General features: G+C 65.1%; 22 protein-coding genes. 7 read left to right on the forward strand and 15 right to left on the reverse strand.

The features are described from left to right. Positions 1-189: 189 nt before the first annotated feature. Entirely contained in the window at positions 190-693 is a 504-nt protein-coding gene (locus AB8808_RS18115) for a hypothetical protein (RefSeq protein WP_369930941.1), read from the forward strand. A gap of 16 nt (positions 694-709) precedes the next feature. Beyond that, complete coding sequence (locus AB8808_RS18120; RefSeq protein WP_369930942.1) at positions 710-2497, forward strand: XVIPCD domain-containing protein; 1788 nt, start codon at positions 710-712, stop codon at positions 2495-2497. Positions 2498-2719: 222 nt separating this feature from the next. On the opposite strand, the gene AB8808_RS18125 is transcribed toward AB8808_RS18120, so the two are convergent. The 6 genes from AB8808_RS18125 to AB8808_RS18150 form a co-directional block, all read right to left on the reverse strand. Beyond that, positions 2720-3795 (reverse strand): IS3 family transposase gene (locus AB8808_RS18125; protein ID WP_369928443.1). Its coding sequence is split into 2 segments (ribosomal slippage): positions 2720-3537 and positions 3537-3795, totalling 1077 coding nucleotides; the frame shifts between segments, so codons are not numbered across the junction. Between the two features lie 179 nt (positions 3796-3974). Further along, positions 3975-5129 (reverse strand): PDDEXK family nuclease, encoded by a 1155-nt coding sequence (locus AB8808_RS18130; RefSeq protein ID WP_369930943.1) that lies wholly within the window; start codon positions 5127-5129, stop codon positions 3975-3977. Continuing rightward, positions 5126-6394 (reverse strand): DNA cytosine methyltransferase, encoded by a 1269-nt coding sequence (locus tag AB8808_RS18135; RefSeq protein ID WP_369931287.1) that lies wholly within the window; start codon positions 6392-6394, stop codon positions 5126-5128. The genes AB8808_RS18130 and AB8808_RS18135 overlap by 4 nt, the downstream gene beginning before the upstream one ends. A 158-nt stretch (positions 6395-6552) precedes the next feature. Then, positions 6553-7323: a TSCPD domain-containing protein gene (locus AB8808_RS18140; RefSeq protein ID WP_369930944.1), complete on the reverse strand. Its 771-nt coding sequence runs from the start codon at positions 7321-7323 to the stop codon at positions 6553-6555. Positions 7324-7382: 59 nt separating this feature from the next. Next, positions 7383-8642 carry a hypothetical protein gene (locus tag AB8808_RS18145; RefSeq protein WP_369930945.1) on the reverse strand — a complete coding sequence of 420 codons (1260 nt, stop codon included), beginning with the start codon at positions 8640-8642 and terminating at the stop codon, positions 7383-7385. Positions 8643-8663: 21 nt separating this feature from the next. After that, complete coding sequence (locus tag AB8808_RS18150) at positions 8664-10811, reverse strand: adenosylcobalamin-dependent ribonucleoside-diphosphate reductase (protein WP_369930946.1); 2148 nt, start codon at positions 10809-10811, stop codon at positions 8664-8666. 364 nt (positions 10812-11175) lie between these two features. On the opposite strand from AB8808_RS18150, the gene AB8808_RS18155 reads away from it, so the two are divergent. The 4 genes from AB8808_RS18155 to AB8808_RS18170 all read left to right on the forward strand — a co-directional run bounded on the left by AB8808_RS18155 (position 11176) and on the right by AB8808_RS18170 (position 16354). Then, a complete protein-coding gene (locus AB8808_RS18155) occupies positions 11176-12546 on the forward strand; it encodes a Do family serine endopeptidase (RefSeq protein ID WP_369930947.1) in 1371 nt (456 codons plus the stop codon). Positions 12547-12697: 151 nt separating this feature from the next. Further along, positions 12698-14209, forward strand: coding sequence for a LysM peptidoglycan-binding domain-containing protein (locus tag AB8808_RS18160; protein WP_369930948.1), 1512 nt, complete (start codon positions 12698-12700; stop codon positions 14207-14209). Between the two features lie 3 nt (positions 14210-14212). Next, a complete protein-coding gene (locus AB8808_RS18165; protein ID WP_369930949.1) occupies positions 14213-14911 on the forward strand; it encodes an HAD family hydrolase in 699 nt (232 codons plus the stop codon). A 66-nt stretch (positions 14912-14977) separates the two neighbouring features. Continuing rightward, the gene (locus tag AB8808_RS18170; protein ID WP_369930950.1) at positions 14978-16354 is read left to right on the forward strand and encodes a leucyl aminopeptidase family protein; all 1377 of its coding nucleotides are present in this window, start codon (positions 14978-14980) and stop codon (positions 16352-16354) included. Here the strand turns inward: AB8808_RS18170 and AB8808_RS18175 are convergent. After that, the gene (locus AB8808_RS18175; RefSeq protein ID WP_369930951.1) at positions 16345-16662 is read right to left on the reverse strand and encodes a hypothetical protein; all 318 of its coding nucleotides are present in this window, start codon (positions 16660-16662) and stop codon (positions 16345-16347) included. The two genes, AB8808_RS18170 and AB8808_RS18175, sit on opposite strands and share 10 nt — an antisense overlap. Positions 16663-16761: 99 nt before the next feature. Between AB8808_RS18175 and AB8808_RS18180 the strand changes: the two genes are divergently transcribed. Further along, positions 16762-17760, forward strand: a complete 999-nt coding sequence (locus AB8808_RS18180) for an alpha/beta fold hydrolase (protein WP_369930952.1) — start codon at positions 16762-16764, stop codon at positions 17758-17760. A 16-nt stretch (positions 17761-17776) separates the two neighbouring features. Here the strand turns inward: AB8808_RS18180 and AB8808_RS18185 are convergent, their stop codons facing one another. The 8 genes from AB8808_RS18185 to AB8808_RS18220 form a co-directional block, all read right to left on the reverse strand. Continuing rightward, on the reverse strand, positions 17777-18454 hold the full coding sequence (locus tag AB8808_RS18185; protein ID WP_369930953.1) for a hypothetical protein: 678 nt from the start codon (positions 18452-18454) through the stop codon (positions 17777-17779). An 86-nt stretch (positions 18455-18540) separates the two neighbouring features. Further along, on the reverse strand, positions 18541-20016 hold the full coding sequence (gene trpE / locus AB8808_RS18190; RefSeq protein WP_369930954.1) for an anthranilate synthase component I: 1476 nt from the start codon (positions 20014-20016) through the stop codon (positions 18541-18543). Between the two features lie 203 nt (positions 20017-20219). After that, the gene (locus AB8808_RS18195; protein WP_369930955.1) at positions 20220-22217 is read right to left on the reverse strand and encodes an ATP-binding protein; all 1998 of its coding nucleotides are present in this window, start codon (positions 22215-22217) and stop codon (positions 20220-20222) included. 10 nt (positions 22218-22227) lie between these two features. Then, positions 22228-22917: a proteobacterial dedicated sortase system response regulator gene (pdsR, locus tag AB8808_RS18200; RefSeq protein WP_036139635.1), complete on the reverse strand. Its 690-nt coding sequence runs from the start codon at positions 22915-22917 to the stop codon at positions 22228-22230. A 436-nt stretch (positions 22918-23353) separates the two neighbouring features. Next, positions 23354-24124, reverse strand: a complete 771-nt coding sequence (locus AB8808_RS18205; protein ID WP_369930956.1) for an SEL1-like repeat protein — start codon at positions 24122-24124, stop codon at positions 23354-23356. A 115-nt stretch (positions 24125-24239) separates the two neighbouring features. Next, positions 24240-24914 carry a ribulose-phosphate 3-epimerase gene (gene rpe, locus AB8808_RS18210; RefSeq protein ID WP_036139632.1) on the reverse strand — a complete coding sequence of 225 codons (675 nt, stop codon included), beginning with the start codon at positions 24912-24914 and terminating at the stop codon, positions 24240-24242. Positions 24915-25185: 271 nt separating this feature from the next. Beyond that, a complete protein-coding gene (gene djlA, locus AB8808_RS18215; protein ID WP_369930957.1) occupies positions 25186-25998 on the reverse strand; it encodes a co-chaperone DjlA in 813 nt (270 codons plus the stop codon). Further along, entirely contained in the window at positions 25995-26309 is a 315-nt protein-coding gene (locus AB8808_RS18220) for a c-type cytochrome (RefSeq protein ID WP_369930958.1), read from the reverse strand. The genes djlA and AB8808_RS18220 overlap by 4 nt, the downstream gene beginning before the upstream one ends. Positions 26310-26434 lie beyond the last annotated feature (125 nt).

Genomic DNA, 26434 nt, shown 5'->3' on the forward strand with positions numbered 1-26434 from the left:
ATGACCCTCGGCCGCAACCTGCGGTTGACTCAAGGAGCCACGGATGACGACCCGATGATGCGCCCCGCCGCCGTGCTGGCCAGCCTTGGCGCCAGCCTCTTGGTCGCGTGCGCTTCGCCAGCGCACCCCGCGATGCCGGACTCGGCCGTAACGAAGCCGGCGCCCCCCTCCCCCGTTAAGGACCAAGCCATGGTGTCATCCCTCGAAGCCCACGCGTTGCCCGGTGCACGGGCTGCTGCGGAGCACCTGCTTGCGTTTCTGTCGACCGTGAGCAGCTCCGAGATGCTGGTGCCGGCGCAGGTAGGAAAAGCCTTCGGGGTGACCCTTGGCCCCGACGCCGAAAATGGCGCGGGCTGGTCGGTGTATCACAGTGCCGACCTCGGGCATGGCTGGACCTACTGGGTGCAGCAATCCGACGCGAAGCCGTCGATGAAAAATGGCTTTAGCTTTTGGTTTGACCACCCGGACCGGAGCGCCGACGCCACTCCGGTGTGTGCATTGCCCCTGGACCGACTGCGCGCGACGCTGACCGCCCACGGCTGGGTTGAGCGGCCGGTCCCCTCCGAAATTGGCAGCATTTTGGCGATTGAGTTTGCCAAGAACGACATTGTGCTGACGCTGACCCCGCGCGATGGCACGGACATCAACGGCATCGCCTGCGTGCTCTCCCTGCAAACCGCCGACGGTCGCTGACCGCGAAGGATTCGCCATGGCCACGCCCCATCCCGCCCTTGATGCCGCGGTTCAGCAGTTTGAGCAGCAGCCCGGGGTGACCCCGGCCCAAGTGGCTTCGCTGCGCGCAGCGCTATCGTCTGACCCTGGTTTAACCCAGCAGTTGGACGCGCAAGCCAGCAGCGGTGTATTGCACGGCTTCGTCCCGGCCGCCCCCGGCTCGTCCGACCGGCCCGTGGGTGAATACGACCCCTCGACCCGGGCGATGACCCTGCCCGCTTCGGCCTTCCCAGGCTCGGGGTCGAGCCCGGACCTGCACTCAGTGCTGCGGGTGCAAGCGATGGTCGTGGACTTTGCCGGTAAGTCGTATCCGGATGCTGCTGGCGCCATGCACCCGGTAAGCCCGGACATGCTCAATAATTTGCAGGGCACGCTCAACCATTCGCCCGCTCTGGCTGAAGAAATCAAACGCGCGGCGACGACGACCGACCCGCTGCAACCGCAGCACCGCATTCTTGAGTCGTTCGCCTTTACCGCTCCCGGCGCGGGTGTTGGGGGCAGCTTCAACGCCCCTGGGCACGCGATGAATTTGGTCAGCGAGTCGCTGATGACCGTCGGATCCAACAGTGTGGGTCAATACAATCCGCACGATTTGACCTTTGTCATTGGGCACGAGGTCCAACACGGCTTCAATGCGCAAACCGCGGCCCAAGGGCGCACCGCATTTGTGAACGATGTGCGGGCGATGGCAGCCACACCCAGCCCCATTCACGACTACACCCCGCTCGTGGAACGACACATTCAAAGCGGGCGAGAGGACGAGGCCAGCGCGCAAATTGCGGGGTGGAATGCGTTGCGCAGCCGAGTCGAGCATGACCAGGGCAGCGTGACCTTGGCGGACCTGCATAAGGTGGCGCCCTCGCGAACGGCCGACTTCATCGAGCGCCAGCACGGCACTTATGTGCCGCACGCCAACGTGCAGCTCAATCCCGATTTGAGCATGCCGCATACGCCCGCGAACGTGGCCGCGATGGGGCACAACTATTTTGACCGCCCGACTGCCGCGCACTTACAGCCCGGGGACACGCGCAACCCCTTGGGCTTGGGCCACGGTGGTGTCGAGGATTACCCGAACTACTACGCCGGCTGGGCCGTTGCCGTGATTGGCTCGGAAGAGCGCGCGGCCGTCCACCCCCATGGCGTCACGCCCCAGGTGCAAATCAACATGGCGCATGCAGGGTTGTATGAGGACATGATGGAGAAGGCCGGGCTCGATTTGGGCAAGAGCAGGCAATCGGTCCCGTATCTCGACAGCAGCACGCAACCGGCCACGCCCCATGGCTTTGACCACACGGCCGACGGCCCGCATCAATATCAGCATGTGCCGGTAGCGCCCAACCGACTGGACGACGCCAGCCATCCTGACCACGCGCTGTTTCAGCAAGTGCGTGGCCATGTCGTGGCCTTGGACCACAGCATGGGGCGCACGCCCGATGTGCACACGGACCAATTGGCGTCGGCCGCCACTGTGCAAGCCCGTGCGGACGGGCTAGACCGTGTATCCCAAATCGCGATATCGGATGATGGCAGCCGACTGTGGGCGGTGCAAACTCCGCCGGGTCGCACGGACCACCTGTTTGATAAGCAGAGCAGTGTGCCTACGGCCGAAGCCATGACGCCGATGGAGCACAGCGCTGCGAAGTGGCCCGAGGCCATGCAGCAGTTTCAGCAGACCCGGGCGCAGCAGCAAGTCCAAAGCCAGCAAGTGACACAGGACCAGGCACAAACTCAGGGACCCGTGATGAGCCATGGTGGTCAGCGTTAGCCCTCGGTGCTCATAGCGAGGGGCGATGACCCCACTACAACCACTCCTCGACAGCCTTCCAGCAGACTTCCAACTTCGCTCAAATTCATGCAACGCCTCGAGTCTCGGTCTCTAGGTGTTGATTGGCATACACTATGGCCTGGCCCTTCAGAGCAGCGTTCAAAGGGGACAAAGGCCGCGACGTCCCCCCGCCTTCAGTAGCGGTCCGATTTGAGTCCGGGGTTAATGTAACTGTTTCGCGTAAGCGGCAGGAGTCAGCCCGCCGAGTGCCTTCTTCGGTCGCTCTTCGTTGTATTCCCGTCGCCAGTTTTCGATCTCGGTTCGGGCATGCAGCAGGCTGGGAAACCAGTGTTCGTTGAGACACTCATCGCGAAGCCTTCCGTTGAATGATTCGATGTAGGCGTTCTGATTCGGCTTGCCAGGCTCGATCAGGCGCAGCTGCACGCCGCGCTCGTGTGCCCATGCGACCATGGCCTTGCCACAGAACTCCTTTCCGTTGTCGCTGCGAATGATTTTCGGCAGGCCCCGAGTGACGGCCAGGCGGTCCATGACGCGCGTTACGCCGATGCCTGAGATCGCCCGCTCGATCTCGATGGCGACTGCCTCATGCGTGGCGTCATCGACGATCGTCAGGCACTTCAATACGCGCCCTTCGGCGGTGCGATCGAAGACGAAATCGATGGACCAGACCTCGTTTGCGGCCGCGGGCCGGAGCAGTGGCTGCCTGTCGGTCGGAGGCACCTTTTTCCGTTTCCGTCGGCGCACCTGCAGGTTCGCCTCCTGGTACAGGCGCTCGACTCGTTTGTAATTGACCATCTGACCGGCCTGGCGGAGCTTCAGGTAGATCATGCCGACGCCGTAGCGTTTATGGCGATTGGCCAGCGCGCAGATCATCTCGCGCAGATCGACGTTGGGGTCGGGCCGCGGTTCGTATCGGTAAGCGCTTGCGCTCATGCCGGCGATCGCCAGCGACCGGCGCTCACTCAGTTCCTGGCCGATCAGATAGCGCACCAGCTCGCGCCGGTCCGGTGCGCTCACCATTTTTTTCGCAGAGCTTCCTTGATGACCTCGTTCTCCAGAAGCTGCTCGGCAAGCAGCTTTTTAAGGCGTCCGTTCTCCGACTCCAGGTCCTTCAGCCGCTTGGCCTCGGGCACGCTCATGCCGCCGAACTTGCTTCGCCACAGGTAGTAAGAGGCTTCACTGAAGCCGTGCTTGCGACATAGGTCCTTGACCGGCATGCCTGCCTCGGCCTCGCGCAGGAAGCCGATGATCTGCTCTTCGGAAAAACGCTTCTTCACGTCCAATCTCCTTCTTGTGGGGGATTGAACTCGAAACCGGGGCGCTACTCAAATTTGGGGGGACGTCGCCACCATCTAATTAGATGAGCGTAAATTGTCCTATATCAGGTGCGTGCAAGAATGGCCTGTGCAAGTAGCTAGCTTTGGAGCCTACGAAGCAGCTGGAAGCGCTTCAGCACCTAACCGTTAAGCGACGCTATCCAATTCGAAAGCGAAACCAGTCGTCCGGACTCAATATATCGATGTACGCGCTGCATAGAAGTCTCACTGTCAACTATGTAGTCTGCCTTCATGTCGCTGACCGCATAGCGTTCGCGGCTTCGGACTGGAGCAGAATACGCTGCTGCCAGGGCGTTCGGATTGATGTGTACTACTGTGCGAAACATAGGTGCATTTGCCACAACTTGCTCGCACGCACGTACGAGGCGAGCAGGATCGAATTCGTTAGTGACTAAAACATATTCAAAAGGCGATTGATCAGAGCGCGATGCCACATACTGGCTAAACTCGCTAGCGAACTGTCTTTCGCGATCCGCGCGAATACTCCACTTGGCCGTGATTAAAATCGTCCGACGAGAATTCGGAATCAAAACAACTAAATCAACCTTATTGTCCTTGTCACCCGCAACGCGATTTCCAAACCCAGGAATCTCATTTATTGGCTTGCGCGGATCAACGACTGCCTGGAGGGACGGGGCCACGGCGTTTCGGATAGTGAAGGCAAGAACGTCCTCGAAACCTTCACCAACCAGATTCTTTCTCTTGTTTTCCGTCGATATATGCTCGCGGAGCCGCTGAACAATACCACTCCAAACTAATGGTGTCGGAGACCTTACTAGATATGGCTCGAGCAACGACTCGAGCAGCTGAGCAAGTTCAGGATCTTCACCAGGCACAGGGAATGACTTCCCAATGTATGGCCTCATCTGTCTTTCTGCACGCGCGGCCATTGCACTTTGATCCTGGACTGCGGCAGCAAGCAATTGAGTGGTCGCCTCCTTAAATAAAAGATCGATACATTCCGAAACTTCGGTTGGCTCGATCCGAAGTTGTTCGGCCAGCCACGAGTGAAACGCCAGCGAACGTCCGTACCAAGGCTTTCCTGGCTGGCACTTATCGCTCTCATAACAGTGAGCCAAACCAGTGGTGCGATCAATCCAAAGCAGGAGCGCGTACACATGTCGCCAAACTTCGCTCGCCTCATAGGCAGGCGCCTTCTCAAAATAGCTCTGGATCAACTTCTGCCGATTAGCTGCGCCGAAAGCTGAGGAAACCTTGACTGCCTGCGATTTCGCATCCGCAACTAATTCAAAAAATAACTGCCCTTTAATCATTGCGCGCCATCACCAATAAGAACTCGACACAATGATTCCGCTGCAGCCTGCGCCAAGAGCGGAGGAACTGCGTTGCCAACCTGGCGATACTTCGAATGCGCGGCTCCTCCATCATGACGCCCAGGAAGGGAACCTTTTCGCACATCCGTCGTAAATATGAATCGATCAGGAAAAGATTGGAGTCGAGCAAACTCTCTCACGGATAAAGACCGAATCGAAGAATAGTGATATGCAGCGTCCGCCTTCGTATTGAGAGTCCACGCCCAAATCCCAGGATGCAAGCGCCGATATGCATAGAAATGCTTCCGTGACAACCTTCCGGTCCCGTTAGCCTGACCCCAGCGTTGGTCAGAAAGATACCTATCAAGGAGGCCATCTTCGAGATCTCGATGATTTCCTCCCGCGGGGATCCCCGCCAGCCGAAGTGCAGTATCCGTCATCATTCTTGGCACTTGAACGTTATGTACGACCCCTCTTAGGCCGATTCGCATTCTTCTTTGGTAGGCTGAAGCAGGCGGGGGGAGCTCGGATACGGGGCGCGAATCGAGTCGCTCTCCTGGCTGCAGAAACGCAAAGTCGGAGATCGCCTGCCCGACAGTAACTACTGCTAGTCTGCGAGGATCACGCAGTACATTTAGCAAAGGTAATGCATATCCGTCAGACAATGACACGTCGTACATCGATTGCTCCGAAGGAAGCGCTGCCTTTTGGCGAGTCAGCGAGATAGCAGCAGTAGCGCCGGATCCGACAAGCTTCGGAGGCTTTCGACGCAGGCGACTCAGCACACCGATGAACAACAGTCTCTTTCGCGACTGAGGAACACCAAAGTCTGCTGCGTCGACTACTTGAGCCTCCACCATGTATCGGCCGCTCAAGCGCAGGTCTTCGATGATTTGTTCTCTGAAGCCCATCTGGTCCATACCCGTGACATTCTCCATGAGGAATGCCATCGGCTTGAGACGGGAAACGACCCGGACGAACTCCCGGTAAAGAGAATTCCTAGAGTCGTCAATTAGCCTTGAATGATTGCGGACTTGAGAAAACGCCTGGCACGGGGGGCCACCTACAACTATCTCTGCACCCTGCGCAGATGCTAAAAATGCTTTCTGTATGGCTAGGTCCCGGATATCCCCGCAGATAAACTGGGCCTTGGGGAAATTTGCCTGAAAAGTTGCAGCTGCGTCGGGATCATTATCTGTGGCGGCAACAATTTCACATCCGGCTTGAGCAAAACCCTGTGAGAGCCCCCCCGCCCCTGCAAACATGTCGACAACGCGCAGGGGTCCTGCTAATTGCGTAGGCAGCACCTCTCGGTCAACCGATTCGAAAAGGTCGGCGACTGTTAGGCGACATTCGTTCAGAGACTCAAAACTTGCGGGCACGTCAATCTATCCAATCAAAACGCAGTCGCGACCAAAAACTGTCACCCGCACTTCGAATACCCACAATTCAAACAAGTCTGGCACCCATCCATCAGCACCAGCGCCTGCGTATTGCACTTGGCACAAAGCGTCGCGCCAGCCGGGAAGCCCGAGGCATTCGTGTGCGCAGCGGCACCCTGCTTATCGCCGACATCGTCGGATCCCACGGCCGGGGTGACGGCGGCGACCGGCTTGGGCGCGTTGGCCTGCTCGTAAGCGGCGCGCTTCTCCGCGATCAGCTGGCGGGTCGCGTCGCTCATCTCCGGGTCGTGGATCAGGCCGATCGACTTCATGTGCTGCTCCACCACGCCGCCGATCTCGGCCACGATGCTGGGCATGTAGACGCCGCCGGCCTTGAAGTAGCCGCCGCGCGGGTCGAAGACGGCCTTGAGCTCTTCGACGATGAACGTCACGTCGCCACCCTTGCGGAAGACGGCGGACAGGATTCGGGTCAGCGCCACGATCCACTGGAAGTGGTCCATGTTCTTCGAGTTGATGAATAGCTCGAAGGGGCGACGCTGTTCGTGCGGGGTACCGGCGTTCAGGACGATGTCGTTGACGGTCACGTACAGCGCGTGCTCGAAGAGCGGCGACTTGATCTTGTACGTGTTGCCGACCAGGGTTTCCGGACGCTCCAGGCTTTCGTGCATCTGGATCACTTCGGCGACCGGCGCAGCCTCTTTCACGGGCGCGGCGGCGGGGGCCGGGGTGGCCTTGTCCTCGGGCTTGACGACGTTGTAGCCCTTGATCTTCTTGTCGATCTTGAACGCCATGATCTCTTCTCTGTCAGGTTATCCGGCCCGGCATGGATGCCGGGCCGGATGGGTACTACTTACTTGCGACGACCACGGACGGCGGACTTGCGCGCCGACGTACGGCCGGTCTTGCTGGCAGTGGACCTCTTCACGGCGCTAGCCGCTTTCTTGCCAACCGCCTTGCGGGCGGTCGTCTTGCCGGCGGCTTTGGGAGCCGTCTTCTTCGTGGCCGGACGGGCACCGCTCCTGCGAGCGACGCTTGCGGCTGCCTTCTTGAACGCCTTGCGGGCGCCTGCGTCAGCCTTGACGACGCGGGTGCTGGCCTTCTTCGCGGTCGTCTTGCGACCGGCGGTGACCTTCTTGGCAACGCGACCAGCCGACTTGGTAGCGGTCTTGCGACCGGTGACGGCCGACTTGGCGACGCGACCCGTCTTCTTGACCGCAGCCGACTTGGCCGTACGGCCGGTCTTCTTGGCAGCTGCCGACTTGGTCGAGCGACCGGTGGTCTTCGACGCCGTCGACTTGGTCACGCGACCCGTCTTCTTCGACGCAGCCGACTTGGCCACCCGACCCGTGGTCTTCTTCGACGCAGCCGACTTCGCTACCCGACCCGTCTTCTTCGAAGCGGCCGCCGACTTGGCGACACGCCCCGTCTTCTTCGACGCAGCCGACTTGGCCGTACGACCCGTGGTCTTCGACGCGGTCTTGCGACCGGCCGAAGTGGTCGCCTTGCGGGCGGTCGTCTTCTTGGCAGCCGTCTTCTTGGCCGGTGCCTTCTTCACGGCAGCCTTCTTGGCGGCAACCTTCTTCACCGCCGCCTTCTTCACGGCCTTCTTGGCGGTCGCCTTCTTCACGGCCGTCTTCTTGGCAGCGGCTTTCTTGGCCGGCGCCTTCTTGACTGCGGTCTTCTTGGCGGCAGCCTTCTTCGCCACGGCTTTCTTGGCCACGGCCTTCTTGGCCGGAGCCTTGCGCGTTGCCTTCTTCGCCGGGGCTTCCGCTTCGACCGGGGCTTCGACAGCGGCAGCCTTCGGCTTGCGCACCGCCGGCTTGCGCGGCTTCTTCGCGGCCACGACGGGTGCCGAATCGACCGAATCGGTCGCATCGTCTTCGTCGAACGCGTGGTGGTCGTGCTCGGCCGTGTCGCTGGCCGGGGTGGCCGCCGTCACGTCGATCACCTTCTTGGCGACCGGCTTGCGCTTGACGACTTTCTTGGCGACAGCCGGTGCAGCAGGCGCAACGTCAGCGGCGACTTCCGTCTCCGCTGCCGGCGTGCTGTCGGTATCGATGGTGTCGTCCGAGGGCAATTCACCCTCGACGATCTGGTTTTCACTCGACATACGTATTCCCTCTCCGCGGGGTCAGAACTTACCGTAATAGCCTTCCTTCAAGGCATCGAAAAGGTTCGCGGCGGTGTGCATTTCACCGTCGTACTCAACCTCGTCGTTACCCTTCAGTTCGACAACGCTACCGTCTTCCAATTCGAAGCGATAGAGGGTGTTCTCGAGGTCCGCTTCCTTGACCAGCACGCCCTGGAACGCGGCGGGGTTGAAACGGAAGGTGGTGCACCCCTTCAAACCCTGCTTATAGGCGTAGAAATAGATGTCCTTGAAGTCCTCGTACGGATAATCCGTGGGGACATTGGCGGTCTTGGAAATGGAGGAATCGATCCACTTCTGCGAGGCCGCCTGGATATCGACATGCTCCTTGGGGCTGATGTCGTCGGCCGACACGAAGTAATCCGGCAGGCGGGTCTTCGGGTCGTCGGAGAACGGCAGGGCATCGCCGTTGATGAGGGCACGGTAGGCGAGCAGCTCGTAGCTGAACACCTCGACCTTTTCCTTGGACTTCTTGCCCTCGCGGATCACGTTGCGCGAGTAGTGGTGCGCAAAGCTGGGTTCGATGCCGTTGGAGGCATTGTTGGCCAGGCTCAGGCTGATGGTGCCGGTGGGGGCGATGGACGAGTGGTGGGTGAAGCGCGCACCGGTCTCGGCCAGGGCGGCCACCAGCTCCGGGGCCACGGAGGCCACGCGCTGCATGTAGCGGGAATACCTGGCGTGCAGCACGCTGCCCTTGATCGACTGGCCCACGGTCCAGCCGTCGGCGACCATCTCCGGGCGCTTGCGCAGCATCTCGGCGGTCACGGCGTACTCGCGCATCAGGATCGGGGCCGGGCCCTTTTCCTTGGCCAGTTCCAGGCCCACTTCCCAGCCGGCCACGGCCATCTCGCGCGACACCTCGTCGGTGAACGACACCGCGTCGGCGGTGCCGTAGCGCATCTTCAGCATGGTCAGCGTGGAGCCCAGGCCGAGGAAGCCCATGCCGTGGCGACGCTTGGAGATGATCTCCTCGCGCTGCTGCGCCAGCGGCAGGCCGTTGATCTCCACCACGTTGTCGAGCATGCGGGTGAACACGCGGACCACCTCGCGGTACTCCTCCCAGTCGAACCGGGCCTTGGGGCCGAACGGGTCGCGCACGAAGGTGGTGAGGTTGACCGAGCCCAGCAGGCACGAGCCGTACGGCGGCAGCGGCTGCTCGCCGCAGGGGTTGGTGGCGCGGATGTGCTCGCACCACCAGTTGTTGTTCATCTCGTTGACGCGGTCGATCAGGATGAAACCCGGCTCGGCGTAGTCGTACGTGGAGACCATGATCATGTCCCACAGGTGCCGCGCGCGGATGTGGCCGTAGATCTTGCAGGCGACCAGGCCATCCTCGCGGGTGACGTAGTTTTCCTTGGTGGGCCACTCGCGCCAGACCACCTTGGACGCATCGTCCAGGTCGATCTCGTGCTTTTCCTTCACGTGCACCGGGAACACGGTCGGCCAGTCCTGGTCGTTCTCCACCGCGTCCATGAAGCCGTCGGTGATCAGCAGCGACAGGTTGAACTGACGCAGGCGTCCGTCTTCGCGCTTGGCGCGGATGAACTCCTTGGCGTCCGGGTGGCTGATGTCGAAGGTGCCCATCTGCGCACCGCGACGGCCGCCGGCCGACGAGACGGTAAAGCACATCTTGTCGTAGATATCCATGAACGACAGCGGGCCCGACGTGTGGGCGCCGGCGCCTGAGACGTAGGCACCACGCGGGCGCAGCGTCGAGAATTCATAGCCGATGCCGCAACCGGCCTTCAGCGTCAGGCCCGCCTCGTGCACCTTCTCCAGGATGTCGTCCATCGAGTCGAGGATGGTGCCGGACACGGTGCAGTTGATCGTGGAGGTGGCCGGCTTGTGCGCCAGCGCGCCGGCGTTGGACGTGATGCGGCCGGCGGGGATCGCCCCGCGGCGCAGCGCCCAGAGGAAACGCTCGTGCCAGTGCGCGCGCAGCTCGTCGGTGGCTTCCACCTCGGACAGGGCGCGGGCGACGCGCTGGTAGGTGCCGTCGACGGACTCGTCCACGGGCACGCCGGACTTCGCCTTCAGGCGGTATTTCTTGTCCCAGATGTCGTACGAGGCGGGCTGAAGCGGGATGGCCGCGGTCTCAAGCCCCATGGCTTGCGCACGTGCAGTGCTCATGTATGTGTCGTCCTCGTGTCTCGGCTTCTGTAGGCCGTGTGGGTTGGGCTGAGTCGGCCCCACGCATCGACAGCCCTCCCCCCGAGTGCTGCCGACCATCCTCGCTCGCCCTGCCCGCCGGCAAAAATGCCTTGGCGGACGAAGGTTTGTCGCTGGTACCTGACGATCCGCAACACCAGTGCTTGGTAAATAGCGAACAGCGGAACACAAGATGTTGTGGTTACGACCGGTGGGAACCTTACCCCCGCCGTGGGTCGATGTAAAGTGTCGAAGACAGGCATCTCACCGTTTGAAACCCGGCGACGCGACTGTGGTCGAAGGCGGCGATCGATGTGCCTGGTGCACACAGCCAAGGAGTACACCCATGCCGTTTCCTATCCCCCGGCGGATGCCCAATCTGTTGCTCGGCGGCGCCCTGGCGATGGCCCTCGCCACGCCCGCGTTTGCCAGCCTGCCACCCGCCATCAATGGCGAGCCCCTGCCCTCGCTCGCACCGATGCTGTCGAAGGTGACACCTGCGGTGGTCAACATTTCCACCAAGACACGCGTGCGGGCGCGCGATCCCTACTTCGACGATCCGCTGTTCCGCCAGTTGTTCGGCAACCAGGGCGCCCCGCGCGAGCGCGTGGAGCAGAGCCTGGGTTCGGGCGTGGTGGTGGATGCGGCCAAGGGCTACGTGCTGACCAACCACCACGTGGTGGGCGGCGCGGACGACATCACGGTCACCCTGCAGGATGGGCGCGACCTGAAGGCCAAGCTGGTCGGCAGCGATCCGGACACCGACGTGGCGCTGCTGCAGATTCCCGCGGACAAACTGCAGGCGCTGCCCATCGCGGATTCGTCGCAGCTGCGCGTGGGCGACTTCGTGGTGGCCGTGGGCGACCCGTTCGGGCTGGGCCAGACGGCCACCTCGGGCATGGTCTCCGCGCTGGGTCGTTCGGGCCTGAGCAAGGGCTTCCAGAACTTCATCCAGACCGATGCCTCGATCAACCCCGGCAACTCCGGCGGCGCGCTCGTCAACCTGCGCGGCGAACTGGTCGGCATCAACTCGATGATCTTCACCCCCTCGGGCGGCAACGTCGGCATCGGCTTCGCCATCCCGACCGATCTCGCCACCGGTGTGATGAAGCAGCTGCTGGCCTACGGCAAGGTGCGCCGCGGCAACCTGGGCGTGGAGGTGCAGGACATCACGCCGCGCATCGCCCAGGCGCTGGGCCTGAAGGACACCACGGGCGCGGTGGTGACCCGGGTCGACACCGGCTCCCCCGCCGAGGGTGCGGGCTTGCAGACGGGCGATGTGCTGACCGCGGTGGACGGCAAGCCCGTGCGCAGCTCGCAGGACGTGCGCAATGCCGAGGGCCTGCTGCCGCTTGGCGCGAAGGTCACGCTGTCGGTGAAGCGGGAGGGCGCGGCGCGCGACGTGCAGGCCACCATCGAGGCACCGCGACTGGCGACGCTGGACGGCGGCAAGGTGGACGGACGACTGGCGGGCGTGGTGCTGAGCGACCTCACCCCGGAGCAGCGCGCCGCCGGCCTGTTCGGCGTGGCCCTGAGCGGGATCAAGCGTGGCTCCGCGGCCGACCGTGCGGGGCTGCGCGACGGCGACATCGTGATCGGCATCGGCCAGCGCAAGGTGGCCTCGGTGAAGGGCTTGCCCGTCGGCAGCGCCCTGGCCGGACGGCAGTTGCTGCTGACAGTGGTGCGCGGCGAGGCCGTCTATTACGCGATGCTTTGACCCCGTTTGCAGGCAGGCCCATCCCGACAGGCTACGTTCCGGTTGGGGTGGGCAGGATGCTGAACGACGCCAATGGTGCGCCCGGGCCCGCCTTGGCCCACAATGGCGCCCCATTGCCAACCCCGCTTCCGTCCCGAGGTTCTTGCCGTCCATGTCTCTTCGTCTTGCGCGACTGTTCACCGCCACGCTGATCGGCCTCAGTGCCTCCGCTACCGTTCTCGCCGCTGGCACCTCACTGATCTGGCGGGGTGACATCACCACTGCCCGTGGCGTGGTCACCGATGTGGCCAAGGCCTGGGAGAAATCCGGCAAGGGCAAGATCGAGCTGCAGCCCTTCAACACCGCCTCCGGCATCGACGCCGTGGTCAAGGGCTCGGCCGACATCGCCGGCTCCGCCCGTCCCGCCGTGGGCGCCGCCGAGCAGTCGCTGACCTTCACGCCGGTGGCGTGGGACGCGCTGGTCATGGTCACCTACCCGTCCAACCCGGTCAGCAACATCACGCTCATGCAGCTGCATGAGATCTACATGGGCAAGATCACCAACTGGAAGGAACTCGGCGGCAACGACCAGCCGATCAACCTCTATGCGGTGGCCAGCCCGGGCGATGGCGTGGAATACAGCCTGCGCAAGCTGCTGTTCGGCCGCGGCAACCAGCCGGTGGCCGCGCCGCGCCTGTACGTCAACGTGGCCAAGCTGGAAGAAGGCGTCACGCTGGACAAGCAGGGCCTGGGCGCCACCACCCTCGCGGGTGCGTCGTCCAACAAGAAGGTGAAGATCCTCTCCATCGACGGCGTCGCGCCGTCCATGTCGACGGTCAGCAGCGGTGCCTACCCGCTGTACACCGAGCTCTACCTGGTTTCCAACGACACGGGCCCGAAGGCCGCGGACGTCAGGGACTTCATCGCGTTCGTCACCTCCGGCGCCGGCAGCTCGCTGCTGCGCTCGCATAGCCTGGTGCCCTACGCCGATGGCGCGTCGCTGGCCTCCGGCGATGCTGCGCGTCGCGCGAAGATCGCTTCCACCGTGGGCACCCGTGCCAACGTGGGCCAGGCGATGACCACGCCGACCGTGGCCGCCGCTACGCCGGCCGCCGAGGCCGCGAAGGAAACCGCCGTCGCCAAGGCGCAGGTCTCCGGCAAGGCGGGCAAGGCTGCCAAGGTCGCGAAGGAAACCAAGGCCTCCGTCGCCACCACGGCCGAGCCGTCGCAGTTCGCGCACGTCGTCACCAGCGTCAGCACGTCGGCGCACATGGGCTTCTCCGGCGTTCGTTCGGAAGCGGTCACGGTGTCCGACAACGCGAAGGTCGGTGGCAAGTTCGCCAAGGTCACGGCCGATGCCGTCACCGTGAAGGGCAAGCCGGTCGCCAAGCCGGCGGCCCCGGTGGACGCCACCGAGAAGTCGACGCGCGTTGAGACGCCCAAGGTAGCCGAGGCCCCCAAGGCCAAGGCACCTGCCGCCAAGGCGGAAAAGGCTGAGAAGGCAGAGGCGAAGTCCGAGAAGAAGTCGGCCGCCGCCTCGCGCACCTACAAGGTGTCGGCCGGTGACACGCTGTACTCCATCGCCAAGAAGAACGACGTCGAGGTCGACAAGCTCCGCGCCATGAACGGCCTGAAGGACAACAATGTCCATCCGGGCCAGGTGCTGAAGGTCGGCGCCCGCTAAGTCGTGCTCGTCCGCGCCGTCTCCCTCGACCTCGACGACACCCTGTGGCCGGTACTACCGGCCCTGATCGAGGCCGAGCACTGCGTGGACCGGTGGCTGCAACAGCACCATCCCGATGTCGCCCGCGCATGGCCCCTGGAGGCCATGCGCGAGCTTCGCGAGCAGATCGCCCGCGACAACACGCACCTCTCCCACGATTTCAGCGAACAGCGCCGGTTGACCATTCGCCACGCGTTCGCCGCCTGCGGCATCGATGACGCCCCGGTCGACGAGACCTGGCGCATCTATTTCGCCGCCCGCAACAACGTCGAGCTTTACCCCGATTCCCTGGCCGCGCTGGAGCGGATCGTCGAGCGCGTGCCGCTCGTGTCGATCTCCAACGGCAACGCCGATCTGGAAGTCATCGGCCTCCACCACCTGTTCCACACCCGCCTGAGCGCCTCGGGCGTGGGGGTGGCCAAGCCCGATCCGCGCATCTTCCTGGCCGCGGCCGAGGCGCTGGGCCTGCCGCCGCACGAGGTTCTTCACGTCGGTGACGATCCGCTGCTGGACGTGGTGGGTGCGCGCGAGGCCGGCATGCGTACCGTGTGGCTCAATCGCGACGGTGCGGTGTGGTCGCATGGGCCCGCACCGGACCTGGAATTCACTGACATGACAATGCTTGCCGACTGGATAGAAGCGTCGACGGCCGCTGACAGCTAGAATAGCTGTCATACCGTTCACCACTTTCCAATACGCGGTGTCATGCCGCGGGGCACGGGAGCCCTGATGTCGTCACTGATCGATACCAAGCCCGGCAAGCGCCGTTCCATCCCGATCGAGATGATCGATGCCTCCAGCGCGCCCGCATTGGAAGCGCGGCTTACCGCGGCGCACCGTCAGTGGATGACCTCGACCAGCTTCCGTCCCAGCCCCGGCTCGGTACTCCTGCTGCCCGATGCCAACGGCGCGATCGAGCGCGTGCTGGTGGGCGTGGACGCCTCCGAACCGCTGATGGCACTGGGCGCCTTGCCCTACCGCCTGCCGGAAGGCAACTACGAGATCGCCAAGGAAAGCGTAGCGACCGACACCGACCTGGTGGCGCTGGGCTGGGCCCTGGGTGCGTATCGCTTCGAGCGCTATCGCGCGCGCGGCCGTGCGCCAGCACAGCTGGTGGTGGACACGGCCATGTCGCGCGCGCTGCAGCCGATCATCGATGCCACCTATCAGGTGCGCGACCTGGTCAACACGCCGGCCGAGGACATGGGCCCCGAGCAGCTGGCCGAAGCCATCCACGCGCTGGCGGCCCCGCACAAGGCCAAGGTGCGTGAGTGGATCGGCGACGACCTGCTGGCCGCCAACTTCCCCACCATCCATGCCGTGGGCCGCGCCAGCCATCGCGCGCCTCGCCTGATCGAGCTGACCTGGGGCAAGCAGTCCAATCCCCGGTTGGTGATTATCGGCAAGGGCGTGTGCTTCGACACCGGCGGCCTGGACATCAAGCCGTCCGACGGCATGCGCTGGATGAAGAAGGACATGGGCGGCGCCGCGCATGCGATCGCGCTGGCGAGCCTGGTCATGAAGGCGAAGCTGCCGGTGCGGCTGACCTTGCTGGTGCCGGCCGTGGAAAACGCGATCAGCGGCAGCGCCATGCGCCCCGGCGACATCATCCGCACGCGTGCGGGCCTGACCGTCGAAGTGGACAACACCGATGCCGAAGGCCGGCTGGTGCTGTGCGATGCCCTCGCGTTCGCGGTGGAACAGACGCCTGACCTGATCGTGGATTTCGCCACGCTGACCGGTGCCGCGCGCGTCGCGCTGGGGCCCGAGGTGCCGGCGCTGTTCACCAACCGAGATGCACTGGCCGATCATGTGATCGGGGCGGCCGAGGTGTCCGCCGATCCGCTGTGGCGCCTGCCCTTGTGGCGCCCGTACCGGCGCATGCTGGAATCGCACGTGGCCGACTTCGCCAACTCCGGCGCGTCGCGACACGCGGGCGCGATTACCGCCGCGCTGTACCTGGAGCGGTTCGTGCCGGAGAACCAGAACTGGATGCACCTGGACACCTACTCGTGGAACGACGCCGACCGACCGGCGCATCCGCGCGGTGGCGAAGCCCAGGGGCTTCGCGCGTTTTTCCGGTTCCTCTCCGAGCGCTATGCCTGATCGCTGGCCGGGGCGTCGGATGCGTCGCTCCTGGCCTTCTTCCACGCGACCACGGCGCGAAGGTTGCGCTCCAGCTCCGCGATGGTCAGCGGGAAATAGTCTTCATCGCGATCGCCGACCTGCCAGCTGGCCACGCGTTTGTCGGTGGCGCCGACACCCATCGCATTGAGCGCCTTGCGCACGTCGGACGGATTCAGATCCGTGGCCTGCACGATGAGTTGCCACAGCCAGTTCATGCGCTGCGGGTCCACACCGCGCGTGAGCGGTGGCTTGGCATACTCGCGCAGCGGCGGGTCGATCTCGGACATGAGGTGGCACTCCCTGTAGGACTCAGGCGAGTGAGTATGCCACCGGCTTTCACACCGGGGTGTCCTACGATGGCCGATATCCCTTGTCGGAGTATGGCGATGCGTCGCGTGTTTCTTGCCCTCTCTCTACTGCTTCCCGCCCTGCCCGCCTTTGCGGACGACACCCCACGCGTCGAGGCGCTGGGCGCACGCCTGGAGCGCGCGTCCTATCCCTATCCGGTCACGATGTTCACCGTGCACAGCGAAGGCCGCGCGTTCGAGATGGCGTACATGGACCTCACGCCCGCCCATCCGAACGGCCACACCGCGGTGCTGCTGCACGGCAAGAATTTCTGCGGGCCGTACTGGGTGGCCACCGCCGAGCGCCTGCGCGATCGCGGCTATCGCGTGGTGATCCCCGACCAGATCGGCTTCTGCAAATCGTCCAAGCCCCGCGAGTACCCCTACGGCATCCACCAGCTGGCCGCCAACACGCATGCGTTGCTCGCCAGCCTGGGCGTGGACAAGGCCACCGTGATCGCCCATTCGATGGGCGGCATGATCGGCGCGCGCTACGCGCTGATGTATCCGGAAGGCGTGGAGAAACTGGTGCTGGTCGACCCGCTGGGCCTGGAAGACTGGCGCGCCAGGGGCGTGCCCTGGCGCAGTGTGGACCAGTGGTATGCGGGCGAGCTGAAAACGTCCTACGCCAGCATCAAGGCGTACCAGATGAAGAGCTACTACGACGGCAAGTGGAAGCCGGCCTACGACCGCTGGGTGCTGATGCAGGCCGGCCAGTACGAAGGCGACGGGCGCGAGACGTCATCGTGGGCCGGCGCGCTCACCTACGAGATGATCTACACGCAGCCGGTGATCTACGAGTTCCCGCTGATTCGCGTGCCGACCGTGCTCATCATCGGCCAGGCCGACCGCACGGTGATCGGCAAGGACGGCACGCCGCCGGCCATCGCCGCCACGCTCGGCGACTACCCCACGCTGGGCAGGGAAGCCGCCGCGAAGATCCCCGGCGCCCGACTGATTCCGCTCGACGGGCTGGGCCATGCGCCGATGATCGAGGCGCCGGAGCGTTTCTACCAGGCGCTGGACCAAGCCCTTTGAGGGGGCCTTTGAGGACTCAGGGGCGACGCCCGAAGGCCAGCACCTCGGAGGTGTAGGTCTCGACCAGCAGGCTGAAGGGCTGGTTGCTGCCGGTGAACAGCACTGCGTGGTGCTGCAACACATCGTGCGGAATGGCCAGCGGGCCCCACTTCGGCGGCGGCAGCGGCGCATCCATCTCCCAGCCCTTGGGCAGCGGCGCCCAGAGCAGGTCGGCGCTGGTGGTCTGGCGACGGAAATTCAGCGCCTGCACTACCTTGCCGAACGGCTGGTCGGTAGTGTCCAGGATCTGGTTCATTTCCGGCGTGAGCCGCGACGGTACGTACCAGTTGTCGGCCTCGGACAGCACGCGCTCGCCGCACACCAGCTGCACGTGGCGGTAGCGCACCGGCTCGTCCGGTCCGATGCCCAGGGTCTGCCGTGCGTCGTCGGGCAGTGGCTTGTCCTGGCCCTTGATCCGGCGCGCGACGATGGTCGGCACGGCGGCCAGTTCGTGGTCGCCGCACCAGCGCTCCAGCGTCAGCGTGGCGCTGGGATGGCTGAGCAGGTCGGCATTGAGCGTCTCGATCAGCGCCAGGGCCTGCGTGCGCGACGCGATGTCGTCGCAGAAGGGCTCGCGGGCCAGGGACGGCGTGGCGGTGGCGGCAGCCATGAAGGCCAGGCTGCCGGCCGCGATAAGCGTGCGTGGATGGATCATGGGGCTCTCTCGTTCCGTGGGGGCGGATGCGCCGAACGTAGGTGCCTCTTCGACCGCAACCGGTTGCAAGCGCGACGAGGTGGACATTACAGCCCCCTCGCCGCCTGCGCCACCGCACGAAATAACGCCCGCCCCTTGTTCATCGTCTCTTCCCACTCCGCGGCCGGGTCGGAGTCGTAGACCACGCCGCCGCCCGCCTGCACGTGCAGGCGGCCATCCTGGATCACGGCGGTGCGGATCGCGATAGCCGTGTCGGCATCGCCCCACCAGCCGAGCCAGCCGATGGCGCCCGCGTAGATATTGCGCTTGAACGGCTCCAGCTCCTGGATGATTTCCAGCGCGCGGACCTTCGGCGCGCCGCTGACCGTGCCGGCCGGGAAGGTCGCCTTGATCACGTCCATGTAGGAGAGGTCGCCACGGATGTCGCCTTCCACCTGGGAGACGATGTGCATCACGTGCGAGTAGCGCTCCACCACGAAGGATTCGGCCAGTTCCACCGTGCCTGTCTGGCTGACCCGGCCCACGTCGTTGCGGCCCAGGTCGATCAGCATCAGGTGCTCGGCGCGCTCCTTGGGGTCGGCCAGCAGCTCGGTCTCCAGCGCCATGTCCTCCGCCTCGTCCTTGCCGCGGCGGCGCGTGCCGGCGATGGGACGCAGCACCACGCGGCCGTTCTTCAGGCGCACCAGGATCTCCGGCGACGAGCCGACGATCTGGGTCGGGCCCATGTCGATGAAGAACATGTAGGGCGACGGGTTGGTGGCGCGCAGCGCGCGGTAGACATCCACCGGGCGTGCGTTGAAGCCGACGCTCAGGCGCTGCGACGGCACCACCTGGAAGATGTCGCCAGCCAGGATGTACTCCTGCGCCTTGCGCACCATGGCCTCGTATTCCTCGCGGGTGAACGACGACTTGAAGTCGGATTCATCCAGCGCCGCCGGCTGCAGCAGCTGCGGGTACGACACACCGCCCTGGCGCAGGCGGAACGTCAAAGCATCCAGTCGCCGCATGGCTTCCGCATAGGCCTGCGGCTTGGACGGGTCCGCGTGCACGATGAGGTACAGGCGCCCCTTGAGGTTGTCGAACACCGCGATCTCGTCCGCCAGCATCAGCAGGACGTCGGGCGTGCCCAGTTCGTCTTTCTTGTCCCACTGCGCCAGCCGTTCCTCGATGTAGCCGATGGTCTCGAAGCCGAAGTAGCCGACCAGGCCACCGGTGAAGTCGGGCAGCCCCGGCAGCTTCGGCACCTCGTACTGCTTGCGCAGCACCTCGATCTCGGCCAGCGGATCGTCCAGGTGACGCCGCTCGATCACCTCGCCGCTTTCCTCCACTTCCAGTTCGTGCCCGCGCAGGCGATACACCCGCCGCGCCGGCAGCCCGATCATCGAGTGACGACCCCAGGTCGCCCCGCCTTCCACCGATTCGAAGAGGAAGGTGTACGGGCCATCCGCCAGCTTGAGGTACACCGACAGCGGCGTATCGAGGTCGGAGAACACCTCCCGTACCAACGGGATGCGGGTAAAGCCCTCGGCGGCGTAGGCGTCGAATTGTTCGCGGGAAATCATGGGTCGTCAGCGGTGACCTTGGGATGATTCACGATTGTAGGCCCAACGTGACGGGGATGGGGCTTCGACTCCCCTCGCGCCCCCGTAGGAGCCCACGATGTGGGCGATGCTCTTCATCACCGCTACGCAAATACGATGAGGTGATCGCTCACATCGTGAGCTCCTACAACGGCGGGGTGTGGGAGACGTTCGTGTCGGGGCGGTTAGCCCAGGCGTTGGCGGGGGAGGCCGCGGAGGTGGAGGGTGAAGGCCACGCCGTCGTCGAGGTTGCGGGCGCTGGCGCTGCCCTGGTGGCGTTCGGCGACCAGGCGGACGACGTACAGGCCCAGACCGAGGTGCGGTGCGTCGCCGGGGGTGGCCTTGTCGCGCAGGCTGACGAGGGAATCGAACAGGCGACCCTGCATCGCCGCGGGCAACGGCGGGCCCTGGTTGGCCAGCTCGATGTCGGCGCCATCGGGCGTGGGGCGCAGGGCGATGCGTAACCAACCATCCGGTGCGGTGAACGACAGCGCATTGTCGAACAGCTTGTCGAGCGCCTGCGCGATAAGTTCCGGCGAACAGTGCATAAGCACCGGCGTGGGCGGCAGATCGGCGTCGAGGCGGCGCTCGCCGGCCAGGGCGCGATAGCCTTCGGCGCAGCCGCGCACGACGGCCGCCAGGTCCACATCCTCCGCCTCCGCCGAGGCGATGGCGCGCTCCATGCGGCTGGCTTCGCTCATCGCACGAACCAGCTGGCCCAGGCGTGCCACGCCATCGCGCGCACGGGCGAGGTAGGGCGCGGCTTCCGGCGGCAGGCCGGCATGATCGAGGTTGTCCAGCGACGACTTGACGATCGCCAGCGGCGTGTTGAGTTCGTGCGACAGCTTGGACGCCAGCGTGCGCAGGTAATCCGTGTAGCCGCCCACTACCTCGAACAGGCGCTCGAAGCTGCGTGCCAGGTCGCCCAGTTCGTCGGTGGCGTCGGTCAGCGGGAACGGGCCGTCCAGGCGGCCGTCGTTGGCCTGTGCCCGTTCGGCCGCGTTACGCAGGCGACGCAGGCGGAAAGTGAGCCGCGTGGCGAACAGCAGCAGCACGCCGCCGGCCACCAGCAGCACGGCGAAACTGGTCAGCAGCAGGCCGAACAGCGCGCGGTTGGCCAGCAGCGGTACCGAGCGGCTGGGCTGCTCCAGCAACACCACGCCGTGGCTGCGGCCGCGCATCTGCAGCGGCATCGCGGCGGCCAGCACCACGCTGCCGCGTGCCTCGCCCGCACGCCATGCCGTGGCGGTCTTGCCCCGCATCGCCTCGCGCACCTCGGGCAGGTCCACCCGGGGGGCGTCTTCCGCCCACGCGCTGTCGCTGTCCATCCGCGTCGCCAGCAACGATCGATACACCAGCGACGCAAACCAGCCGGGACGATCGCCGGCGGGCAGGTCCGGCAACGACAGCTTGCCGCTCTGCGCTACCAACCAGGCATCGGGGGACAGGATGCGGACGCGCACACCGTCGGGTGCCAGCCGCGACACTTCCTGCGACAGCGACGTGGAGAAATCCAGCAGCGGGCGGTTGTCGGCGGTCAGCGGCTCGCTGTCGCCGTCGGCGGCGATGTGGACACCGAGTCCGAAGCGATCCAGGCGCAGGCCGCGCGGCAGCTTGAACTCCACCCGGAAGCCGCTACCGTCCTCCTGCCACTGCGCATTGATGCGGTCGGGCAAGACGCCGGCATCCGCATCCAGGGCGATGGCCGTCGTCGCACCCGGCGCGGCACTGGCCATGAGGTAGCGCTGGGTGTCGTCGCCGCTGGCGATGGAGACGATCAGGTGATCGGCATTGAGCGCGAGACGGTCCGCGGCATCCGCACGGCGGCGCTGCGGGGCGCGCACGTCCACGTAGAAGTACATCCAGCGATCGTCTTCGGCCAGCATCACGCGCGTGGCCTTGCCCAGCGTCTGCGCCCACGGGCTGAGCGAGGCCCAGTCGTCGGCGTAACCGTCGACCGTGATCGGCACACTGGTGCGCTGCACGTACCAGGCCGGCCCCGCGGGCGGCAGCGGCGCGTCGACCACCACCAGGCTGCGGGCCATGGCGCGCGCGGAGGCCACCAGGGCCTGCGCCTGGCCTTCGCGCAGCAGCGTTTCCATCTGGCGCACGTACAGCCACCCCGCCACCGGCAGGGCCAGCGTGCACAGGGCGACCAGCAGCAGCTTCTGGCGCAGGCTCATGCGCGGGGCGTCACGGCGTCCAGCGGTAGCCCACGCCGTGCACGGTCTCGATGGCGTCGAAATCCGGCGCCAGCGCGATGAACTTCTTGCGGATGCGCTTGATGTGCGAGGTGATGGTGGCATCGTCCACCACCAGCTCGGCTTCGCGCATCAGCTGGTCACGGTTCTTCACGTGGCCGGGAAAACGCACCAGCGTGTGCACCATCCAGAATTCGGTGACGGTCAGCGGAATCTCGATGCCGTTCCACAGCACGCGCATGCGCTCGGATTCGAGCTTCAGCGGCCCGTGCTCGATCACCGTCTCACTGGCCGCCGGTGCCTTCAACGACTCGATCCGCCGGAACAGCGCGGCGATGCGTGCCGCCAACTGGTGCAGGCTGGTGTCCTTGGACAGGTAATCGTCGGCGCCCAGGCGCAGGCCGGAGATCACGTCGAAATCCGAATCGCGCGCGGTCAGGAAGATGATCGGCAGCGTGGCCGACTTGGCCCGTAGTTCGCGGCACAGGTCGAACCCACCTTCCGGCTCGTCGCCCAGGCCGATATCGATGATGACCAGCTCGGGCAGGCGCATGGCGAAGGCGGTGGAGGCATCGCGACGCGAGCCGTAGCCCCGCGTTTCATAGCCGAAGCGGTTCAGCGCCTCGACGTAGTTCGCGCGGATGAGGGGTTCGTCTTCGACGATGGCGATACTGCGGGCCATGGGCATTCCGGTGTGGAGGATCGGCGTGCGCAGGGTGCTATGGGGGGGCCGTCGGCGCAAGGCCCGCCAGTGGATTGCCCGCGTTTCGCCCTATCCACGGCCCTTGCGCGCCGTGCACGAACCCTTTGCCTTCGGTTTGCCATAAACGGTCCGCGGATTGCCCTTTGTCGGACGCTCCGTCCGCCGCGCGCGGCATTCAACTAGGCATGACGGCGCGCTTGTGGCGCCGATGGAGATACGACGATGACGACCAAACCCGACGCGGACAACACCGAACTCGAGCGCGACTTCGAGCCGCTACGCGTGGCCCTGGCGCTGGGCGCCCTCGTGCTGGGCGTGTTGTTCGGCCTGCACTGACCGGTTTCCCCCGAATGCTCCTGCCGGAGCTTCCTTCGCTCCCCTGTCCCGACGGCCAGGGGAGATTTTTATGTGGGCGTCACTCGGCCCGCGTGGTCGCCTTGGTCACCACGCTGCCCAGCTGCACCATCTGCGGATCGCCGACGGTTACGCTGCCGTTGAGGCCGCGGAAATAGTCCTCGCCCGTCCTGGCGATCAGCCCTTCCATCGAGAAGCCGTGCGCGCCACCGCCGACGCGTGAGCCGTCACCGTTGTTGTACATCCCGACCGCGTCCGAATTCGGTGGGGTGAGCCCGTCGAGAAAAATCGAGCCGCCGAACATGGCGGCAGCCTCGAGGTTGCGCATCTCCGAGAGGTAGATGCGATGCGCGCGGCTACCGGCCGTCGCATCGGCGTACTTGGGGCGCAGGTCGGCCCAGTAGGCATCCGCCTGCGCCTTCTCCGTCGGGGACAGCTCCAGGTAGGCCTTCGCGAAAGCCGGCTCGAAACGCGGGTCGTGGCGCTCGGAGGCCAGCGCCAGCCAGGCCACACCCAGCGGTCGGTTGGCCGGGCCTTCGTCGCCGTTGTAATACATCAGGCCCAGCACGTACTGGGCGGGCTTGTTGGCCCAGTAGGCCGCGTCGCGCAGGCGTTCACGGGCACGACTGTTGTGCCCATACCCGAAATCGCGGGCCGCAGCGCAGAAGTAGTATTCGCCGGGCAGGATGCGCTGGATGCCGCCGGGACAGTAGGCATTGACCTTGCGCAACAGGGCGCGCGGGTCGGCCGGCTCGGCCACGGTGTCGGCGACCGCGCTGCCCATGGCAAACGTGGCGAGTATGGCGAACGAAAGCGTGCGGAACATGCGCATGAGCCTGTCTCCCGAGCGGTCGAATCGATCCCTTTCAGGCGGCCCCTCGTGTGGGGCTACCCTTACCCTGCCATTACCATACTACCGGGTTTGCTATTGCGTCGTGAAAATCGGCTCAGCCGCCGTCGATGGCGGCATGCATCCGGCGGATCACGTCGGCATAGTCCGGCGCGGTGAAGATGGCCGAGCCCGCCACGAAGGTGTCCGCGCCCGCGGCGGCGATGGCGCCGATGTTGTCGGCGTTGACGCCGCCGTCCACTTCCAGGCGGATGTTGCGGCCGCTGGCGTCGATGCGCTCGCGCACATGGCGGATCTTGTCCAGCGCGCCGGGGATGAACTTCTGGCCGCCGAAGCCCGGGTTGACGGACATGATCAGCACCATGTCGATCTTGTCCAGCACGTAGTCCAGCCAGTTCAGCGGCGTGGCCGGGTTGAACACCAGGCCGGCCTCGCAGCCCTCGCCCTGGATCAACTGGATGGTACGGTCCACATGCTCGCTGGCCTCCGGATGGAAGCTGATGCTGCGCGCGCCGGCCTTGGCGAAGTCCGGCACGATGCGATCCACCGGCTTGACCATCAGGTGCACGTCGATGTGCTCGGTGATGCCGTAGTCACGCAACGCCTTGAGCACCATCGGCCCGATGGTCAGGTTGGGCACGTAATGGTTGTCCATCACATCGAAGTGCACCCACTGCGCGCCGGCATCGAGCACCTTGCGCGTGTCCTCGCCCAGCCGGGCAAAATCGGCCGAGAGGATGGACGGGGCGATGACGGGGGCTTGCTTGGGCATGGCGATACCGTGGTCGTGTCGACGAAAGCCGGCAGCTTAACCCGGCGGCCCTAAAAGCGGCGTACACAAACCCGCCTCGACCCGGGCGTACACAGCCCCACCGCCCGTGTAGGAGCGCACGCACGTGCGCGACATCATTTCGCGACACCCACCGAACTGGCGCGCCAGCTCCCCGTCCCGGCCTCAACACATGTCGCGCACATGCGTGCGCTCCTACACGACGCGCCGCCGGCCATGGCAGCGCTGCGTTTCGTATGCCGCGGGATCCGCCTTACTTGAAGCCCTTCTCCGCCTTGATCCGCTCGTACGCCGCATTGATCTCGCTGGCCCGCGATTCCGCGCGGCGGCGCATGTCGTCGGGCAAGTCGCCGAGGCGGTCGGGGTGGTGTTCCGAGATCAGCTTGCGATAGGCGCGCTTGATGGCGCGATCATCGGCACCGCGCTGGATGCCCAGCACGGCATAGGGATCGGGGCCGGCCGTGTTTCGCTGCGGCGGCACGTAACCGCCACCGCCACCGCCGGGGTTGCCGTAGGCGCGGCCGCCACCGGTGGCGTTCCAGGCGTAGCCCTTCATCGCCATCAGCGCCATCAGCTCCATGTCGCTGACCCGCAGCGCGAAGGCCAGCTGGCGCAGGATGCCCATTTTTTCCGTGGACGGATTGCCGCCCTCGGCCAGCACGGTTTCGATGACCACGTCGATCACCGGAAACGCATGGTCGCGGCGGTGGCCCACCCACTGGCGTAGCTCGTCGATGACATCGGTGGCGTTGAATTCGGGCTGCTTGCCCTCGTTGAACGCATCGATCGCCTGACGGCGCTGGTCCTGGTCCAGGTTCATGCGGACCATCAGCCGCTCGGCGATGGCGATTTCCGCCTCCGAGATGCGTCCGTCCGCCTTGGCCACCGCGCCGATCAGCGCGAACAGCGGTGCGATGTAGCCGCCCTGCGCGGGGGTACGTCGGCGCTGCTGCTGGCGACTGGCGTCGAACATGAAGCCGAGCGCGCCGCCGATGAGCGCGCCGAGCAGGTTGTGGGTGGCCCACATGCCCAGGACCGCGCCGATGAGAGTGCCGGAAAAATTCATGGAGCGGCCCTGGAGGGGGTCTGTGCGGAAAACCACTGGGCCAGCTGGTCGAGCTCCGCATCGGTGAGTGGGCCGGTAGCCGCCCGCATCACGGGGATGTCGCGGCGGCCGTCACGGTATTGGCGCAAGGCATCGCGCAGGTAATCGAGCTTCTGTCCCGCCAGGTTCGGCGCACCCGGTATCCGCGCCATGCCGTCCTCGCCATGGCACGCCGCGCACAGCCCGAGTCGCGCCGGCCTGGCAGGCGGCGCGGCGGCGAGGGCAGTGGCGGAGACGGCCAGGAGAAGCGCCGCGTGCAGTAGGAATCGCATGGCAAGGTAATAAGGGCAGTAACCGGGAATTCTAGCAGGCGGACTACGTCCGCCTGCGGGTAGGAGCGCACGATGTGCGCGAATCCTCAGCTACGTCCGCCTGCGGGTAGGAGCGCACGATGTGC

This window comes from Xanthomonas sp. NCPPB 2632 (genome assembly GCF_041228075.2).
Lineage (GTDB): Bacteria > Pseudomonadota > Gammaproteobacteria > Xanthomonadales > Rhodanobacteraceae > Luteibacter.

Excerpts from the sequence above, each read along its gene's own strand:
- AB8808_RS18145 (WP_369930945.1), bottom strand. The coding sequence starts at position 8,642 with ATGTCGAGTGAAAACCAGATCGTCGAGGGTGAATTGCCCTCGGACGAC.
- AB8808_RS18185 (WP_369930953.1), bottom strand. The coding sequence starts at position 18,454 with ATGATCCATCCACGCACGCTTATCGCGGCCGGCAGCCTGGCCTTCATG.
- AB8808_RS18220 (WP_369930958.1), bottom strand. The coding sequence starts at position 26,309 with ATGCGATTCCTACTGCACGCGGCGCTTCTCCTGGCCGTCTCCGCCACT.
- AB8808_RS18115 (WP_369930941.1), top strand. The coding sequence starts at position 190 with ATGGTGTCATCCCTCGAAGCCCACGCGTTGCCCGGTGCACGGGCTGCT.
- AB8808_RS18150 (WP_369930946.1), bottom strand. The coding sequence starts at position 10,811 with ATGAGCACTGCACGTGCGCAAGCCATGGGGCTTGAGACCGCGGCCATC.
- AB8808_RS18135 (WP_369931287.1), bottom strand. The coding sequence starts at position 6,394 with ATGTTTGCAGGGGCGGGGGGGCTCTCACAGGGTTTTGCTCAAGCCGGA.
- AB8808_RS18160 (WP_369930948.1), top strand. The coding sequence starts at position 12,698 with ATGTCTCTTCGTCTTGCGCGACTGTTCACCGCCACGCTGATCGGCCTC.
- AB8808_RS18130 (WP_369930943.1), bottom strand. The coding sequence starts at position 5,129 with ATGATTAAAGGGCAGTTATTTTTTGAATTAGTTGCGGATGCGAAATCG.
- AB8808_RS18155 (WP_369930947.1), top strand. The coding sequence starts at position 11,176 with ATGCCGTTTCCTATCCCCCGGCGGATGCCCAATCTGTTGCTCGGCGGC.
- AB8808_RS18205 (WP_369930956.1), bottom strand. The coding sequence starts at position 24,124 with ATGCGCATGTTCCGCACGCTTTCGTTCGCCATACTCGCCACGTTTGCC.
- AB8808_RS18180 (WP_369930952.1), top strand. The coding sequence starts at position 16,762 with ATGCGTCGCGTGTTTCTTGCCCTCTCTCTACTGCTTCCCGCCCTGCCC.
- pdsR (WP_036139635.1), bottom strand. The coding sequence starts at position 22,917 with ATGGCCCGCAGTATCGCCATCGTCGAAGACGAACCCCTCATCCGCGCG.
- AB8808_RS18195 (WP_369930955.1), bottom strand. The coding sequence starts at position 22,217 with ATGAGCCTGCGCCAGAAGCTGCTGCTGGTCGCCCTGTGCACGCTGGCC.
- AB8808_RS18170 (WP_369930950.1), top strand. The coding sequence starts at position 14,978 with ATGTCGTCACTGATCGATACCAAGCCCGGCAAGCGCCGTTCCATCCCG.
- rpe (WP_036139632.1), bottom strand. The coding sequence starts at position 24,914 with ATGCCCAAGCAAGCCCCCGTCATCGCCCCGTCCATCCTCTCGGCCGAT.
- trpE (WP_369930954.1), bottom strand. The coding sequence starts at position 20,016 with ATGATTTCCCGCGAACAATTCGACGCCTACGCCGCCGAGGGCTTTACC.
- AB8808_RS18120 (WP_369930942.1), top strand. The coding sequence starts at position 710 with ATGGCCACGCCCCATCCCGCCCTTGATGCCGCGGTTCAGCAGTTTGAG.
- AB8808_RS18140 (WP_369930944.1), bottom strand. The coding sequence starts at position 7,323 with ATGGCGTTCAAGATCGACAAGAAGATCAAGGGCTACAACGTCGTCAAG.
- AB8808_RS18175 (WP_369930951.1), bottom strand. The coding sequence starts at position 16,662 with ATGTCCGAGATCGACCCGCCGCTGCGCGAGTATGCCAAGCCACCGCTC.
- djlA (WP_369930957.1), bottom strand. The coding sequence starts at position 25,998 with ATGAATTTTTCCGGCACTCTCATCGGCGCGGTCCTGGGCATGTGGGCC.